Below are 15,536 nucleotides of genomic sequence, written 5' to 3'. Positions count from 1 at the left end.
TTCGAACAAAAAGCGCAAAGATCGGGCGCTAATGATCGGTTAGATCGATGTGTTGCGCGCCGCCCAATACTGCTCGGCGGTTGCGAAGGCCTGTTCACGATTCTGACCGAGACCGCGCAGGGCAAGGGCCATGGTCGCAATCAAAGCCATTTGCGGGTAACTGTCGACCTCATCGCCACGCCACACGGCTCTCAAGTGCTCGATGTCCAGCGAGGCGGGTTTGACGTGGCGCTGCGCTGACAGCTGCGGCCATTCTTCATCCCAGCTCTGACCGCCGCTGGTGCCATAAAGGTGGCTGGTGGCGTCGGGGTTGATCTCGATTTCACCGCCATCGCCCTTGACCACAATTGCCGTGTCGCCGAGCAAGTCGCTGGCATCGCGATGCACCGCCTGGTAACCCGGGTGAAAAATGCTTTGCAGGCCGCAGCGTGCGCCCAACGGATTGAGAATCCGCGCCAGCGAGTGGATCGGCGACCGCAGGCCCAAGGTATTGCGCAGGTCGATCATCTTCTGCAGTTGCGGCGCCCAGTCCACCAGCGGCATAAAGGCCAGGCCGCCGTTGTCCAGTGCCGTGCCGACCTGCTGCCAATCACGGCACAGGGGAATGTTCAGTTCGCCCAGCAGTTGTTCGCTGTACAGGCGCCCGGCCGTGTGTGCGCCGCCGCCATGCATGAAGATGCGTACGCCGTTTTGCGCCAGGCACTTGGCTGCCAGCAGGTACCACGGCAGATGGCGTTTTTTGCCGGCGTAGGTCGGCCAGTCCAGGTCGACATTCAGCGCCGGTGCCTGCAAGCGTTCGCGCAGGGCTTCGGTGAAACCGGCCATTTCCTCGGCACTTTCTTCCTTGTGGCGCAGCAACATCAGGAAGGCACCCAGTTGCGTATCCTCGACTTGGTCATCGAGCACCATGCCCATGGCCTCGCGGGCTTCCTCGCGCGTCAGGTCGCGGGCGCCTCGCTTGCCCTTGCCGAGAATGCGCACGAATTGCGCGAACGGATGCTCGGCAGGCGTTTCGAGGGTCAATGCTGGAAAGTCGTTCATAGGCAATTCGTCGGTTTGGGCAGGCCCGCCAGTTTCGCGGCGAGTTTGGCAGGGGTGCCTTTGAACAGTCGGTTCAGGTGCAGGCTGTTGCCTTTGTCGGCGCCGAGTTTCAACGCGGTGTACTTGATCAGCGGCCGCGTGGCCGGCGATAGCTGGAATTCGGCGTAGAAGCTACGCAGAAGCTCAAGGACTTCCCAGTGTTCGGGCGTCAACTCGATGTCTTCAGCGGCGGCGAGGGCGCTGGCGACTTCAGCCGACCAGTCGCTGAGGTCAACGAGAAAGCCGTCCTTGTCCAGTTCGATGGCGCGGGCGCCTACGGTCATTGAATTCATAGCCAGCTGTTGACCTTGGCGTGATGGATCGACAGTTCGACGAAAGCCGGGTAGTCGATAGCCTCGGCCCAGTCTGGAATCTCGATCGCACGCGCCTGTGCGTCCTCAATCAATACAAACAGTCTGATTGCTCGCTCTTGAAGGGTTGAGAACGGCACAGTGTCCGGTTGCAGCGCATACACCGCATCGCCGGACAACAATACCGCATCGGCGCTGCCGAGCAGGCGCAGGCAACTGCTCAGACGATCGTCGCCGAACGGGGAATGAGACAACACATGCAAAGTCGACATCAGAGGGTGATCACCTGATCGTAACGGTCAATAAGGGCAGTGATGTGTTCAGCAGCAAGCGGCTGCGCTTCGTCCAGCGACAGGTTGCCAAGACCGCGAGCATTGGCGCTTTCGACGCAATAGAACAGCTCTTCGACACCAAACATCGGCAGCGCCTGCAGATTGGCGCTGAGGTCTTTCTGCTGCAAGGCCCTGGCGTTCTGCCCGGCGGCCAGTTGCAGCACGCCGTCATCGAGAAACAGCAAACCGATCGGCAGATCGAAGGCGCCACCGGCGAGCACGATATCCAGCGCTTCCCGCGCACCGGGGCCGGACCATGGCGATTGGCGGCTGATGATCAACAGCGATTTGGCCATGTTCAAGCGCCTCCGAAACAGATGAGACGGTCAGCATCCTGCACGGCGTCGTGCAACTGACCCAGACCGGACAATTCCCACGGCGCGCTGAGCGAAATCGCTTCACGCTGGTAACGCTTGGCTTCTTCTTCGTTCAACACACCACGGCGCAGAGCGGCGGCGATGCAGACCACGCCGTCGAGTTGCTTTTCGTTGATAAACGCGCGCCATTGTTTAGGCAAGTCCAGTTCATCCTGCGGCGTCACCACTGCATCGGAGGCGTTGAACACGCCGTCCTGATAGAAGAACAGCCGGACAATCTCATGGCCGCCGGCCAGCGCGGCCTGGGCAAATAGCAGGGCACGGCGCGAGGAGGGCGCATGGGCGGCGGAAAACAGCGCGATGGCGAACTTCATGATGGACTCGATCAGCGAAACTGCGGCCATGATAAAGCTTTATCGCGCGTGCCGCGAAATCTGGTAATACGCGGTTCCCTGTGGGAGCGAGCCTGCTCGCGAAAGCGTCGCCTCGTTCGAGATCAGTTTCGGCAGTCACGCCGCCTTCGCGAGCAGGCTCGCTCCCACGGGAGTGTTGCGGCGGCTGGATTACGGGGTGATGCCGTAAAGATCGCAATACTCGATCCAGTCCATCCCCGCCATTTCTGCCACTTCCCGGTGCACTTCCAGCCGTTGCGCCTGATAGTCCTCGGGCGAATCAGCGGTCAGCTGCAACGTCAGCTCCCAGGCAAACAACCCCTGGCTTTCCGCCTCAGCCTCGAATGCTTCATGCAAGCGTTCTTCGCGGTACTGCGCCTGGGTTTCGCCCTTGGCCTGAGCCAGCAGCGGGTTGAGATGGTCGAGGGTCTCGCGCAGTTCGGGTCGCGCATCGAGAAACAGTTTCAGGGCGTGTTCATGTCGTTGGTCGCTAGGCGCCATGTAATGTCCTATTCCATAAGTTGGACCCTTGGGTCGAATCGCTTAACAAAAAGTGATTGACGCTTTTCACTGGAGAGCTCTCCCATAACGAGCACCATTGACAGAGTTGATGGTGCTTGCATAAAACACATACCTGTCGAATTCGTTGCGTGCGCCCCGAAAATCAAGGGGTATGGACAATCTGCAACGACTTGGGATGCATCGCGACGCCCCGACCTTTAACGTTAACTCACCCATATTCGAGGTGAGCAATGTCTTACACCAATCCAAATCTTGAAGGCCGTCTGATAATCATCTCCCTCGCGCGAGATGCTTTCGCCGATCTATACACGCGAGAAATCCCTGGCGCTGTCTGCTCAATGCTTGAAGGGGGGACTTCGGAGGTTGTGTATAAGGTTAATGAGGCAGGCGCTGAGGATACGGACGATCTGTACCACGTTCCATTCCTGCTTCATCCCAATGGCAAGCCTTGGCATGAAGCAAACTCCTACCTTCTATGGTGTATGCGCGAAAAATCCCCTTCAGAGCGGCGAACTGATGAGGTCCGGCGTCGTGGCAGTAAATTACTCGATTACCTTTTGTTCTGTGAGACCAATAACTTGGATTGGTTGGACTTTTCTGGCTCGCGCCCCCCTCTTCGCCCGACCTATAAATATTTCAACAATTTGGTGATTTTGGGAAAGCGAAGTGGTGGCGTAATAAATCAATATACCTCGGTGGTATATCACTTTTACAAGTATGTATCTCAATATTGGCATCAGCTCGATATAAGGCGAGTGGATACGGTCAAGCAAGTTAAGTTCGTTATTCAGACCCAGCGGGGAGCCCGGGTAATTGACGTCATGAAGCGTAGTCAGACTCGACGCACGCCTTCTAGTAATGCAATTCAAATTGGTTATGTTAGAGACGGCGGCGAAGACTTAAGGCCACTTACCAATACTGAGCTTCGTTTGCTATTAGAAACAATTAATGGAGGTGCTGTTTGGTCCACGATTGAGAGATTGATACTTCTCACGTCCTTGATGACTGGTGCGCGCAAGCAAACAGTTTTAACGATGCGCCTAAAACATTTAAAAGCTTTCGAAGAAACCAGGCTGTTGTCGGAAGGTGCCTATAAATTGCACGCAGGACCATCGACTGGCATCGATACGAAAAACGATAAGGCACAGACTCTATATTTCCCCAAAGAGCTAGCTGAAGAATTGATGGTGCTGGCCAGCAGCCCTACGATGAAGAAGAGGCAAACCATATTTTTGGCCGAACTGCGAGCGCTTTTTCCTGATCAATCATTTGAGGAGGAAGACGTTTATCTGTTTTTATCTGATCAATGTAATAGCTACTATATGGCAAAATCTGATCCTAGATATTTTATGACTAAGTCACCTCAAACAGGCCAGGTGACGGAGACAATAAAGCGTAAGTTACTAAAAAACATACCGGCAGGTTTTCCTGGCGATTTTTCTTACCACTGGTTGCGAGCAACCTTTGCTTACCAACTATATCAGCGTCTTCAGGTTTTAATCGGAGATGGGCTAATGCATTTGGGTGATGATATAGATTTCATACAAAGGCGAATGCATCATGAGTCGCGGCAAACTACTGAGAGCTATTTGAAGTTGTTTAAAATGACGCATGAAAAAATTCGTGCCCAAGAGTTGTGGGAAAATAAGCTATTTAATGGTAGTTACGATGTGCTGATAGTGGATGGTCGGCATGTGTGAATCGGCAAACTTGGAGCACCGTGATACTAGCGTAATAACAGTCGTGGATGCTATGCAGCCATTCCTCGAGCCTGAGCGATTGCGCTTACAACTGTCAAAAAAAATAAAGAAAAAATCGATCGATATAGGCAGTCTGGCATATTTTATACGGGGTAAAAATGTAAATAATCATGATGATAGTGGAACTCCGGTAGTTAAGTCTTCATTTGTTCAGGGTCGTCGAAATTTAATTATGAGACTGCTTGAGAGCTACGCAGTAATGCGTGAATCTTCAATTTTGACTTGGAGCTATCGTTCGGAGTATTTTGTTGAATGGTTAAATAGTAATGGTTATGAAGAAATTTTCGAAAGTGACGTACACGCGCAGCGAGCGTACCGAGATTTTACGTCTTACCTCAATCACAGGATCATGGTTGGAGAGATCAAGCCCTTGACTGCAAGTGGATATCAAGATGGGGCTGTAAATATTATTGAGTTGTTATGTCCTGACACCTTTCACTATATTTTATCCGGTGTTGTTAAAATTCTTGCTCCCAGTGGTTCTGCAACGCCAAGTGATGTTCATGTGCAATTATACAAAGACGTTTTCTTGGCAATTGCGCAGCAGTGCAGTGACTTTGTTTTGAATAATAGCTCTTATCCTTGCGTGGTAAATATTCGGGACTATGAAGTTGTTATATTTCCATCAAATCATGGAGCGATTGGGCCGTTTAAGATGCCCCCGGCAATTTACAATCCCGTTCAACGGCGAGTAGCGACGCCGGAAGAGCATATGGCCGCGAAGAAAAAATTAGACAGGAAGATTATAGTTAGATTTGATTCAAATCGTGCTGTATTGAGCGCGCAAGAAAATCTTGATGCGGCTAATGAAAATAATCGTCATTGGCACCGACTATATCTGAGCGCTCTCGCTGCAAAAGCCTACGCCGGACTTTTTTTGTTAATTACAGGGGCCTCACCTACTGAGTTCTCTCAATTTACCTATGAGGAGGCAATAGAAGTTGAGAAGTCTCCACTCAAAAAAGAATTAAAAGCTATTAAGTTTCGGGCTGGCGGGAAGGGTACATTGTATAATATAGGTCGACACAATGGTTTGCCGCTACTAAGGCAGTATCTCAAGCTTCGTGAGTGGATTTTGAATGGAAAACAGGTGTCTAATTTATTTTTCGCTATGAGTAAAAGTGCGCAGGGCAATAATAAAAATTTTGAAGAGTTTTCAGCGTCGAGCACGATGAAAAAATTTCATGAGTCTATCTCAGGAGTCTTTTTAGATCCTAAGGTTCCGAAGCTATCTTCGCGAAAAATGCGAAAGCATAAAAGCAATGTACAGCATTCAGCTCGCTTATCTCCCACTACAGTTTCTAAATCGCTGAATCACACCGAAGCCGTTAATCTGTCTACCTATGCTGAGGCAACATGGGAGCAGCAGGAAGCGGAATTTGGTCTGTTTTGGCAGTCTGTGCGCCATGCCGCTGATGTAGTTCGTGAGCGCAGTGAAACTTATTCTGGCGATTCAATCTCAACAGCGGCTGGTCATTGTGATGACTTTAATCGACCATCGGTATCAGGCAGCTTGGGCGCGTCGCTTATCGAGCCAAACTGTAGAACACAGTATGGCTGTTTATACTGTTCGCATTATATATGTCATTCCGATGAAGAAGATTTGCACAAGCTCCTCAGTTTGCAATATGTAATTGAGTCAGTGCGAAAGGTAAACGTAGACGCAGGGCATGCTGATGCTCTCTTTAAGGACTTGTCGATAAGAATTGATTTCATAATTAGCGGTATTGGCGAACGCTCCGCATCCACTCTGCATTTGGTCGAGACCGTCAGAGAGAACGTCTATAGCTACGGTATATTGACCCCGTTTTGGGAAAATCGTTTGAGTCGCTATGAACAGATAGGGGTAGTATTTTGAGACGAGGAGTCGAGTCGATAGGTAGTCTTTTTAGTAGTGGAAATTTTTCTGTTGCTTGTGAGCCAGATAATGCTCCGGTAAAGATCTCTAAACCTCGCGCTGATTTTGTATTGTGCCGTAGCGCAAAGGGTCAGCCAACAGCTATATATGGACAGAGCGTTTGGGATTTCAATCCTTATAGGTTGTCAGCTAATAAGATTAGCAGGATATGCTTTATCGTGTTTGACGATCAGAATGACGAACAGAACGCACTCGTTGAAGAGGCGAAATATCTGTTGTATTGTCTGATCTACTTTGGTGGAGGTGGGCGGCTCGGCAAGCTTAGTGTTGCGACACTTTATAGGTATTGGGGGATTCTTCGAGGGGCGATGCAATTTTGTTACGCCCAGAAGCAAAAACCGATTGTCGGCGTATTGTCTTTGCAACAGCTTTTTTCTAATCCGGTCTATATGGCTGCATCAGTTCGCGAACAATTTTCAGGAACAGATAGAACAGCTTTGTCCGGACTATTGTCCCAGTTAGTGCGTGTTGGCCCAGAACGGATTGGGTACAGCGTATTAAATCCGAACCGCTTAAATCTAAGAAGGCCTGACTCTAAACAGTATCCCGTGATACCAACGCGAATATATTTAAATCTGATCAATGTGGTTGGAGATCTGCTAGATCAGCTTTACGAAGGGATTGGATCTTATCAGTCTTTCGTCAAAGCGTTTTCTGACGAACATTACGGGATTAACTTACACAACCAGAAAAGTCGCGGGCTTGGTGGAAAAAGCTACTATCGGCCCGACATGGCGCAAGCGCTCCGAGAACACGGTCTGGAGAACGTGTTAGTTGATGAATTCCGCTGCGTTTTTAAAAAGGATGTTCAGACAGTTTTGCTTAAAATGCAGCATTTGGCTAAAACTGTAATTCATCTATATACCGGTATGCGTGAACAGGAAGTGATGCGCATGTCTTATTCCTGTCTTTCCTCGGAAATTGCTAGGCCACCTGTAATTGATGATCACGGTTTGGTACGCGATCAGCCCCTAACCGTAATGGTAATCTCCAGTACGACAAAATTTACAGGATATAAAAAAGACGGTACATGGTACGCCCCAGAAGAGGTCATTAAGGCAGTTGAAGTGGCGCAGGCGGTCTGTAGAGGACTTGCAAGTCTATATGGTGTTAATGTAGATGCTAGCTGCCCACTATTTCTTAGTCCTTCAATCGTAGGTTATAGTCGGAAAACTCGAGGGGTCAATGTTACTCGGTTTAAAAATCGAAGTGCGCAATTGCATGCATTGCGTGGTTTGAGGATTCAGGCAGAGGACCTGCTAGAACTGGCTCAGAGTGATCCTAGTCGTGACTTTTATAATGAGTCAATATATTCGATTGGTAATTCATGGCCGTTAACTAGTCATCAATTCAGACGCTCGCTCGCATTCTATGGCAGCAGCAGCGGATTTGTTTCGTTGCCAGCGTTGAGAAGCCAGTTTAAGCATATGACCATCCAGATGGCGCGATATTACGCTAATAACTTTGAAAATCTTCGTACGATTTTCGGCTATTACGATCCTGAAAAAAAAGATTTTGTTTTGCCGTCGAGTCATTTCGCATTTGAGCTTCAGATGGCTATGCCCATGTCTGTCGCAAATCAATTAATCGCTGACCTGCTTTTCAGTGAGGAGCCATTATTTGGCGGTACTGGCTCGTATGTGCAAAAACAGAAGCAGCGACTCGAATCAGGTGCAGTTCATATTGAAGATATTCGAGCCGAGACTTTGCAGCGTGTCAAGGATGGAGCTATCAGCTACCGTCCAACGTTGCTTGGTGGATGTTCAAAGGTAGGTCGTTGTGATTTTTACCTGTTGGGTGATTACAGTGAGTGTTTAGTTTGCGAGGCAGCCGTAATTAAACCTAAAAAATTGATAACTGCCATTGAAGCCGCAAAACAGGAGCTAACTTTATACGCGGAGGGGTCGGGCGAGTACCAGATTGTCAAAAGTGAAGTTGAGCGAATGCGCGCTTTCAAGAGTCGTCTTGTTGACTTGGTGGAACTTTAATAATGAAACAGAAATCTACGGGTAAAGGATTGATTATTTGCGAGGAGGCATTACAGCGCCTAGTGGCTGGTAAACCCTACGTCGCCGAGCACGTTGGCTTACCCCTGTCTAAGCTAACTGCGGGAGCTGTGAGCCGAGAAGCTGGTTTTGACCCCGGCTATCTCAAAAAAAACCGTAAATCGCACTTACCATTAATCGCAAAAATACAGTCGTTGCGAGAGGGATCCTCCAATAACCCGAAATCTACAAATGCTGACAGGGTTGCATATCTTGAACGTAAATTGGCAGCACTAGAGGTAAGGCTCGTTATGGCTAATGAATTGCGTGATAAAGTTTTGACTCAGAATCTTCAGCTATGGGAGCGTGTACGGAAGCTTGAAGCTGAAGAGAGTCATGTTTATAGAATAAATTAATTCGATTCAGTGTAAACGCCCGGCGAAGTCAGCGGGCTCTCCCCGATTCGTTTATAGCAACCAACCCGATAGAGAGGCATTGGTTACGCGGGTAAGCGCTTGGCGAACTCCTATTTACTGGTTGCTAGTCGGCAGCCGTTGCTGTCTGCTACGCAAAACAGGGTTTTTATTAGAGATAGTTTGCGTTTTGGAGCAACAGCGGACCGTTCTTCGAAGACATAGAGGAAAAATGGGCTAGCGCTCCTTGGCTCAATGCGGGCCCCAACGATTACGCCGATTCCACAGTAAGCACAAGCCTAAACGCGGTTTTGTGATGCAGCGATGCATCACAAAACTGAACTCCCAATATCGGCGTGACAGTAATAGCCATAATCGATTACTGCTGTGGTACGAGAAAGACCACTTGTCATCAACTCATTTCCTTTGGAGCACCCGCGAACAGGTCATTCACCCCGCTCTGCCACATCAGCATCGATGATGACTGTACCGTTAGCCTAAGCACAGTGACGTGTTCCTTCCAGAAAGCATTAAATTCCCAGGAGTTTTGAAACAATGATCTATGTCGGGTATATCGAGCAGCAACGAAGCGAGGCAGGTCATTGAGTAGGTTCCATTCCTATCGATGGAAATCAGGGCTACCGGAGTAGCTTCGGTCAAATATGCCTTCGGCAATTCTCAACTATCGGCGTTGCCGTTGGGAATACTCGCGATCAGGCTGGCACCGCAAGCGGTTTACATGCCGTCGAGCGCTACGGACACACCACCTGTTGGCGCTGATTGAAAACCGACCCAGCCTTTACTGGGTCAGTTTTCGGTTAGCGACAACTCTTCGCGAATGCGAGTGATTAAAGAATCTAATGTGGCAGTGTCATCCAGCAGAAGGTAACAGCGCATCAGAACCGTCAACGGATGAACGTCCATGACAGAGGCGAGTGCGTCCACTTTTTCAAGGGTTGGCCCCTTTCCGCCACCCTCCAGTTGGCTAAGGTAGGTTTGGCTGCTCAAGCCTCCGAAATCCTCTTGACTCAGATGACGAGATTTTCTCATCTCTCTCAACGCCATACCAAACGCCTGTTTCAGCTCCATTTTTCTCATCCCCGCAAAAGGAATGATGAAGCCGCCTTGAACGCCAGACCTCCATTAACTATTGTTAATATTTTGGGGGAATTTTCCGTGTTTAAAACGCATAGTGCCGCTGAGCTATTTCCAGAACACGTTTTTGAGGGGGCGCGAGTTCAGCACTGGCAGTATGTTGAGCTCGAGATGCATTTTCCGTGGTTTTACATGGAACTGGTGCGGGACTACGGTGACGACATTGTAGGTAGCATGCTTATGGTTCCGACAGTTCCGATACTTCAGCGGATGCTTTTGGAACTGGATGATCACTCTTGGTTTTCTCAAGCCTATCTCATATCTCCTGGCTACCTGAGGGGCGAAAAAAGCTGGGTGATGGAGCCACTTGTAGAGGTGAGCCTTGCGGAAGGGGACGCGAACAATTTGGCGGGTTACATCTACAAAGTTGAAGGGGGCGCGTGCTACAGCATTCAGCACGAGAGCACGGGCGGTGGTCTCAAAACTGCTGAAATAATTTTTTCGGCGGAGCGGCATCTACGTAGGTGTGGGTAAACCGAATCTTGTCGACGTGGCCTTGAAGTTGTTTTATCGCGAATCTCGTTGCTTGACCGATAACTCGGAGGTGGACTGGCGCGATGGCCATCTCGGCTGTTCGGTTCACTCAACTAACGTCATAGCTGTGTGGTGATGGCAACATTCAGGCCTTTGTAACCAAGAACAGGAGTGAAATGACGTATCAAACTGACTACGGAATCAATCAACACAAACACACCCAAGCATGCTGGACAGCTGCACGCGTCTAGCATATCCAGATATTTTCGAGGCAGCAGGGATGGACGACTCACTAGCTTTAGCGCTCAGTTTCCAAGCTCCAGTCGATTGCTGGAGCAGTGAATATCGGAGCTATCTTGTCAGGTGCAGGGAGATTCTAGATATGGCTGAACGGGTACTTGGTAGCCGTCGGTCGGCCGAAAATTGGCTAGAACGAGAAGCTTTTGGCTTGGGCGGTCATGTGCCATGCGATCTGATAGCAACGGAAGCTGGGTGCACTTTGGTGAAGGATCTTCTGACTCGAATCGAGTACGGGGTCTATACATAACGTCGCCGAGCCTGGGCGCTGCATTCGATCAGCGTACTGTATGAAGTGGAACGCCATGTGCGGGACTTGTGCGGTGATGAACGCTGGCGAATACGTCAGGAAAAAGCAGCACCGATCATCAAAAAATTGCATGACTGGCCGCCGACACAGCGAGCCAGTGAGATTGACCGGTTGCTCCCGCATCGGCGGGTACAGCGCTACCGGACAAAATTGCTTCGGGTTTGCTAACGCAAAGAGCCGCGGTGCCTTACCAATCTAATTTTCTGGCTCGCAATTTGTCGGGGCGAGGCGTACTTCCGATGGCGAACTCCCAAGCGGGATGCTACTCGGTTGCGTCATAGTCAAAGACACATGCTAACAGTGCCTCTGTAGCCGCATAGTGGCCATAGCGGCCTTGGGGACGTCCACTTTCAGAAATCAGATGTAGATTCTTGCGGGCACGGGAACCTACAACGTAGAGGAGTTTGTTAGCGGCATCCAAGCTTGCTGCCTCAGTGAAATGAGGCACCATCCCCTGAAGAAGGCCGAACGCAATGACCACATCGTACTCGGCACCCTTTACGCCGTGGATCGTCGAAACGGTGATACCAGTCCGCTCCCGAAATACCTTCTTGAAGAAAGAGATGTCGTTGATATAAGGGGCTCCGTCCTTTTGGAGCCTGTCGATACGAGATTGTGAGCTGCGAAAGAACGCATCGCGGTGCTCCACCAATGCGGGGAAGCTATTCAGGGCTATGCCGAGTCGTTCAAGCAGTGCAGCGAAGGCTTGGTCAAGGTAGACAATCCCATCCGTCTCGGCGATTGCAATTGAGTTGCATTCCCTTAATAGGATGCGCGGCGTCAGACGCGATGTATCAACACCCAAATCACCCAGGTCGCTGATTACATCCCTGGCCCATCTCATGCGACGAACAAGCATCTTCGGCGATGACTCAGTCAGGATGATTTTCGAAACCTTGAACCAGAAGTTGTCTATATCATTGCTAAAGGGGACTAGACCAGGGCCGTCAAATTGCTGATCCGGAAGCATCCTTACTAATTGGCGCGTCGTCGATGCCAATAAAATCCACCATGGGGCGAGCACGCAGATCTCCTCCGGAGGATGCCCGGCCGCAAGGCTTGCCTGGATCAGTCGTACTAGCTCGTCATGCAAATTGGGGAGTGTTACTTGCTGGTTGTACGAAACCTTGCTTGGAAAAGACGAATTCGACCCCGCGCTCTCGATTGATGTCGGATAAATGTTGAAATTCGAGAAGTGGGAAATGATCCTCTTGCTCGAACGGTAATTCCGGGTAAGTGCCATTTCTCTTATCGGGATTCCAGCCTCGGCACGAAAATCAGCCACCGGAACTGCGTAGCCACCGAGGGAGCCATAGATAGCTTGGTTTGGATCGCCGACGATGAAGGTCTTCGTTCGCCCCGCTCCGGCACGCAATATAGCGGTGAGAAGGCCATACTGAATTTGCTTCGTGTCCTGATACTCGTCTACCAGGACATATGAGAAGACCGAAGCGAGAAGTGATGCAATATGCTTTTGATCACGCATCAGGATCTGCGCATACCAAAGGATCAGCTCGAAATCGATCTGACGCGCTTCGGCGAGCTCGCGGAAATATTCACCAAGAATTTTATGAAGCGTCTCATGCTTCCAAGCATCTTTGCAGCCTAAGTGATAGCCCGTTGTGCTGAAGTAGTAATCGCAATCCCAGTGCGTGATCTTTGCGTATGGCGCGCATAGTCTATCGAGCATGAGTTCGCGGTCGTGCTTGTCTAGGACTCGATAGCCGCGGGAAAGCTCTGGAAGGTAGATGCCATATGGCTTAATGATCCACTCGAGGCAAAATGAGTGAATGGTCCCGATCCACAGCTTTGACGTGTCAACACCGAGATCTTCAATGCGCTCCTGAATTTCATCTGCTGCGCGGTGCGTATAAGTAATCGCCACTACAATCCGCTTGTCCGTGGCCCGCGAAAGCTCATAAGCGATCTTATAGGTCAAAGTCCGCGTTTTTCCGCTACCAGGGCATGCGATAAGGAATACGCTCGAAGGTTCCTCGACTGCGGCAGACTGCTCGGCGTTCAATTCACGGGGATCCCAGGCGAACATCAGGCAATCCCTGCCATGAACGAACTAATGGCATCGCCTGGTAGCGCAAGGGCGACAGCAGCTTTTAGGAATACCAGATCGATTTCGCCGCGTTGGAAACGCTCAACCTCACCCCTAAGGATTGCTAGTCGTGGCTGTGCTGAATGATCGGCATAGATTTGGCAGGCAACTCGATACTGTAGGACTCTGGCGAGCAGCAGAGGGGATATTGGCCCATGCGCGAAATGAAGGGCCTGCAAGATGTAGGGAGGGATCGCTACCTGATGGTCCAGTTCTTCGGCGAGCATGATTGCAAACCAGCCTTTCCCTTCATGCTCAGCCATCAACAGCGCACGAAAACCTACTAAGTGAGGCTGACCTGATCGAAGGGCTTCCACCGATTCATTGATAGTGTGCGGCGCTTTATAGACCTTGCTCGCTGCTCGAACAAACGCCTCCTCGTTGCCCGCTGAGACTAGTTCAACTTCAAAGGTGTGTGGTGCATAGAAGGCCGAGACCCAAGGGTTTCCAGCGACAAAGGCATCGAGACCAACCTTGCGTTCGGCGCCAGCTTTTTGGGAAGCTATCGCCTTGCGCTTCTTGCTTGCCAGAAACTCAGGGTCAGTGGGCTGCGGCGTCACATCAAAGAAGGTGGTATCAAGGTCAGTGACTATCGCACAGCGCTTGCGGATTCGGAGGTCGTGAAAAAGGACGGCGACATTTTTGAACCCCGTGCTGCGTATGTTGATGACACTAATACCCAACTCATCAACGCTCAACCCAAGCACCTTTTTCACCAAGATCGGGATCAGTATCTCCTCCGCATCGCCTTCAACGAGCAGCACGCTTTTAGCGAAGAGCAAATTGCTACGGACGGCATCCAGATATCTCTGGATGCTTCTCACCTCTGATGACTCAAGCCCCGTAGCGGGTTGATAAGCTTCGCAATATGAGCCTTGCCGTCCCAGAATGTTGACGTTAGTAACATTGCTCACTTCGGAGATGTGGGTCGAATGCGTTGTGTAGATAATCTGGGCATCGCTATAGGAAATACGGTCGAAAAGAGTCTTCTGGATATGGGTGTGGATGTGCGCCTCGGGCTCCTCGATCAGCAGAAAGTTGGCAATGGCAAGCTTCTCACGCTGATACTTGAATTCAAGAAGCTTCAGCGTCAGGTAGATGAGGTTTGCTCCGCCCAAGCTCAGCTCGTGGATACCACCCTCATACCCGTCATCGGCCTCGCCTACAAAAAGGCGCAGCGACTGAAATAATTTTTCTGCCTCATCTGGTAGGTCAGATTTAATCGAAAGCGAAGCAGGCGAGTAGGTCTCTCCGGCCGCATCCTTGATCGTTTCGCGAATGTGGTTACGAACCGACTGCACGTCTTCGAGCCCCTCGATAGAGGCATTCAGGTCTCTGACCATCTGGGTTATAGGAAGCATTGACACTGGATCGATCTCACCACTCTTGCTCTTGAGTAGCGCAAACAATGGGTTCGTTCGGTTGTTGTGAAACTCGGCAACGACGTCCCGGAGGGCTTGGATGAAGGTCAGTGACACTTCTTTTGTAACCGAGAGGAATCCAGGCACTTTAGCCCCGATCTGAGGAAACTCAGTTTCAGCACTAAAAATACACGTATCGAAATCGCCCACAATCGATTGGTAGACGGTAGGGTCGCTGAAGTCGGCGCTGCTTCTTCCGGTGAACACTGTTTCGTAGTCATCGATCGAGATGGAATTGCGTATTTTCGCGAGCTTCTCATCGTCAAGAATATCGAGAGCAGCCAGCTTGAGCCGGATCTCCTTTTTCGGACGGAAGATGAGGTTATATGTGGCCTTCGCCAGCGGTCCCCCTTCGAATGCAGCCGTGCCGTGAAGAAATAGCGCCTGCACGGCCTCGTCGGCGCTGATCTCTTCAAACTCCACACTGATTATGATCCAGTGGCCTCGCCATTCGCCGAGCGATCGGCAAAAGTCGGATTCCTCCAGTCGATAAGCCGCACGCACCATGGTGTCATCCAGTAGCAGACGAATTGCACGAAGGATATTGGACTTACCTGAGCCATTCTCGCCGATGATGGTGTTGACGCCACGCTGAAACTTCAGCGTCGTGTTGCTGAAATTCCGGTAGTTGACCAATGTCATTTTGGAAATGTGCATAATTCTCCAGAGCGCCAACGCCCGTGAACAACCTTGTCCGTTTGAGCGCGATGGTAGCGTGAGGAGGCATAGTATTCCCACAGAA

Annotated in this window: 15 protein-coding genes and 1 pseudogene; 7 read left to right on the top strand and 9 right to left on the bottom strand. The window is 50.5% G+C overall.

The annotated features are described in order from the left end of the window. Positions 1–39 precede the first annotated feature (39 nt). From BXA01_RS05480 to BXA01_RS05455, 6 genes are all read right to left on the bottom strand, one after another. Positions 40–1,041, bottom strand: a complete 1,002-nt coding sequence (locus tag BXA01_RS05480; protein WP_076563516.1) for a glycosyl transferase family protein — start codon at positions 1,039–1,041, stop codon at positions 40–42. Next, the gene (locus BXA01_RS05475; RefSeq protein ID WP_016770652.1) at positions 1,038–1,373 is read right to left on the bottom strand and encodes a TusE/DsrC/DsvC family sulfur relay protein; all 336 of its coding nucleotides are present in this window, start codon (positions 1,371–1,373) and stop codon (positions 1,038–1,040) included. The genes BXA01_RS05480 and BXA01_RS05475 overlap by 4 nt, the downstream gene beginning before the upstream one ends. Further along, positions 1,370–1,663, bottom strand: a complete 294-nt coding sequence (gene tusB / locus BXA01_RS05470; RefSeq protein WP_056788919.1) for a sulfurtransferase complex subunit TusB — start codon at positions 1,661–1,663, stop codon at positions 1,370–1,372. The genes BXA01_RS05475 and tusB overlap by 4 nt, the downstream gene beginning before the upstream one ends. Further along, entirely contained in the window at positions 1,663–2,019 is a 357-nt protein-coding gene (gene tusC, locus BXA01_RS05465) for a sulfurtransferase complex subunit TusC (protein WP_076563515.1), read from the bottom strand. Before tusC ends, tusB begins: the two co-directional genes overlap by 1 nt. Before the next feature lie 2 nt (positions 2,020–2,021). Beyond that, positions 2,022–2,414: a sulfurtransferase complex subunit TusD gene (tusD, locus tag BXA01_RS05460; RefSeq protein ID WP_038860118.1), complete on the bottom strand. Its 393-nt coding sequence runs from the start codon at positions 2,412–2,414 to the stop codon at positions 2,022–2,024. 189 nt (positions 2,415–2,603) lie between these two features. Then, positions 2,604–2,933 (bottom strand): DUF6388 family protein, encoded by a 330-nt coding sequence (locus BXA01_RS05455; protein ID WP_041477057.1) that lies wholly within the window; start codon positions 2,931–2,933, stop codon positions 2,604–2,606. A 251-nt stretch (positions 2,934–3,184) separates the two neighbouring features. On the opposite strand from BXA01_RS05455, the gene BXA01_RS05450 reads away from it, so the two are divergent. The 4 genes from BXA01_RS05450 (at position 3,185) to BXA01_RS05435 (ending at position 9,033) form a co-directional block, all read left to right on the top strand. Continuing rightward, positions 3,185–4,654, top strand: a complete 1,470-nt coding sequence (locus BXA01_RS05450) for a site-specific integrase (RefSeq protein WP_076563514.1) — start codon at positions 3,185–3,187, stop codon at positions 4,652–4,654. Further along, positions 4,647–6,572, top strand: a complete 1,926-nt coding sequence (locus BXA01_RS05445; protein WP_076563513.1) for a hypothetical protein — start codon at positions 4,647–4,649, stop codon at positions 6,570–6,572. Before BXA01_RS05450 ends, BXA01_RS05445 begins: the two co-directional genes overlap by 8 nt. A gap of 218 nt (positions 6,573–6,790) precedes the next feature. Then, positions 6,791–8,620, top strand: a complete 1,830-nt coding sequence (locus BXA01_RS05440; RefSeq protein WP_231991016.1) for an integrase — start codon at positions 6,791–6,793, stop codon at positions 8,618–8,620. A gap of 2 nt (positions 8,621–8,622) precedes the next feature. Beyond that, positions 8,623–9,033: a hypothetical protein gene (locus tag BXA01_RS05435; RefSeq protein WP_076563511.1), complete on the top strand. Its 411-nt coding sequence runs from the start codon at positions 8,623–8,625 to the stop codon at positions 9,031–9,033. A gap of 804 nt (positions 9,034–9,837) precedes the next feature. Here BXA01_RS05435 and BXA01_RS05430 read toward each other — a convergent pair. After that, entirely contained in the window at positions 9,838–10,119 is a 282-nt protein-coding gene (locus BXA01_RS05430; RefSeq protein WP_076563510.1) for a helix-turn-helix domain-containing protein, read from the bottom strand. 36 nt (positions 10,120–10,155) lie between these two features. Between BXA01_RS05430 and BXA01_RS05425 the strand changes: the two genes are divergently transcribed. From BXA01_RS05425 to BXA01_RS27575, 3 genes and pseudogenes are all read left to right on the top strand, one after another. Beyond that, positions 10,156–10,659: a hypothetical protein gene (locus BXA01_RS05425; protein WP_231991015.1), complete on the top strand. Its 504-nt coding sequence runs from the start codon at positions 10,156–10,158 to the stop codon at positions 10,657–10,659. 226 nt (positions 10,660–10,885) lie between these two features. Beyond that, a complete protein-coding gene (locus BXA01_RS27580; protein ID WP_076563508.1) occupies positions 10,886–11,206 on the top strand; it encodes an MbcA/ParS/Xre antitoxin family protein in 321 nt (106 codons plus the stop codon). A gap of 15 nt (positions 11,207–11,221) precedes the next feature. After that, a pseudogene (locus BXA01_RS27575) lies at positions 11,222–11,434 on the top strand (IS66 family transposase); the annotation flags it as partial. 94 nt (positions 11,435–11,528) lie between these two features. Here the strand turns inward: BXA01_RS27575 and BXA01_RS05410 are convergent. Both BXA01_RS05410 and BXA01_RS05405 read right to left on the bottom strand, forming a co-directional pair. Next, positions 11,529–13,313: a UvrD-helicase domain-containing protein gene (locus tag BXA01_RS05410; RefSeq protein ID WP_076563507.1), complete on the bottom strand. Its 1,785-nt coding sequence runs from the start codon at positions 13,311–13,313 to the stop codon at positions 11,529–11,531. Next, entirely contained in the window at positions 13,313–15,451 is a 2,139-nt protein-coding gene (locus tag BXA01_RS05405) for an ATP-dependent nuclease (RefSeq protein WP_076563506.1), read from the bottom strand. Before BXA01_RS05405 ends, BXA01_RS05410 begins: the two co-directional genes overlap by 1 nt. Positions 15,452–15,536 lie beyond the last annotated feature (85 nt).

Source organism: Pseudomonas sp. B10 (genome assembly GCF_900156235.1).
In the GTDB taxonomy this organism is placed as follows: domain Bacteria; phylum Pseudomonadota; class Gammaproteobacteria; order Pseudomonadales; family Pseudomonadaceae; genus Aquipseudomonas; species Aquipseudomonas siliginis.
Note: the sequence above shows the minus strand (reverse complement) of the source record. Positions and strands in the feature narration are given on the sequence as shown.

Excerpts from the sequence above, each read along its gene's own strand:
- BXA01_RS05480 (WP_076563516.1), bottom strand. The coding sequence starts at position 1,041 with ATGAACGACTTTCCAGCATTGACCCTCGAAACGCCTGCCGAGCATCCG.
- BXA01_RS05475 (WP_016770652.1), bottom strand. The coding sequence starts at position 1,373 with ATGAATTCAATGACCGTAGGCGCCCGCGCCATCGAACTGGACAAGGAC.
- tusB (WP_056788919.1), bottom strand. The coding sequence starts at position 1,663 with ATGTCGACTTTGCATGTGTTGTCTCATTCCCCGTTCGGCGACGATCGT.
- tusC (WP_076563515.1), bottom strand. The coding sequence starts at position 2,019 with ATGGCCAAATCGCTGTTGATCATCAGCCGCCAATCGCCATGGTCCGGC.
- tusD (WP_038860118.1), bottom strand. The coding sequence starts at position 2,414 with ATGAAGTTCGCCATCGCGCTGTTTTCCGCCGCCCATGCGCCCTCCTCG.
- BXA01_RS05455 (WP_041477057.1), bottom strand. The coding sequence starts at position 2,933 with ATGGCGCCTAGCGACCAACGACATGAACACGCCCTGAAACTGTTTCTC.
- BXA01_RS05450 (WP_076563514.1), top strand. The coding sequence starts at position 3,185 with ATGTCTTACACCAATCCAAATCTTGAAGGCCGTCTGATAATCATCTCC.
- BXA01_RS05445 (WP_076563513.1), top strand. The coding sequence starts at position 4,647 with ATGTGTGAATCGGCAAACTTGGAGCACCGTGATACTAGCGTAATAACA.
- BXA01_RS05435 (WP_076563511.1), top strand. The coding sequence starts at position 8,623 with ATGAAACAGAAATCTACGGGTAAAGGATTGATTATTTGCGAGGAGGCA.
- BXA01_RS05430 (WP_076563510.1), bottom strand. The coding sequence starts at position 10,119 with ATGGAGCTGAAACAGGCGTTTGGTATGGCGTTGAGAGAGATGAGAAAA.
- BXA01_RS27580 (WP_076563508.1), top strand. The coding sequence starts at position 10,886 with ATGCTGGACAGCTGCACGCGTCTAGCATATCCAGATATTTTCGAGGCA.
- BXA01_RS05410 (WP_076563507.1), bottom strand. The coding sequence starts at position 13,313 with ATGTTCGCCTGGGATCCCCGTGAATTGAACGCCGAGCAGTCTGCCGCA.
- BXA01_RS05405 (WP_076563506.1), bottom strand. The coding sequence starts at position 15,451 with ATGCACATTTCCAAAATGACATTGGTCAACTACCGGAATTTCAGCAAC.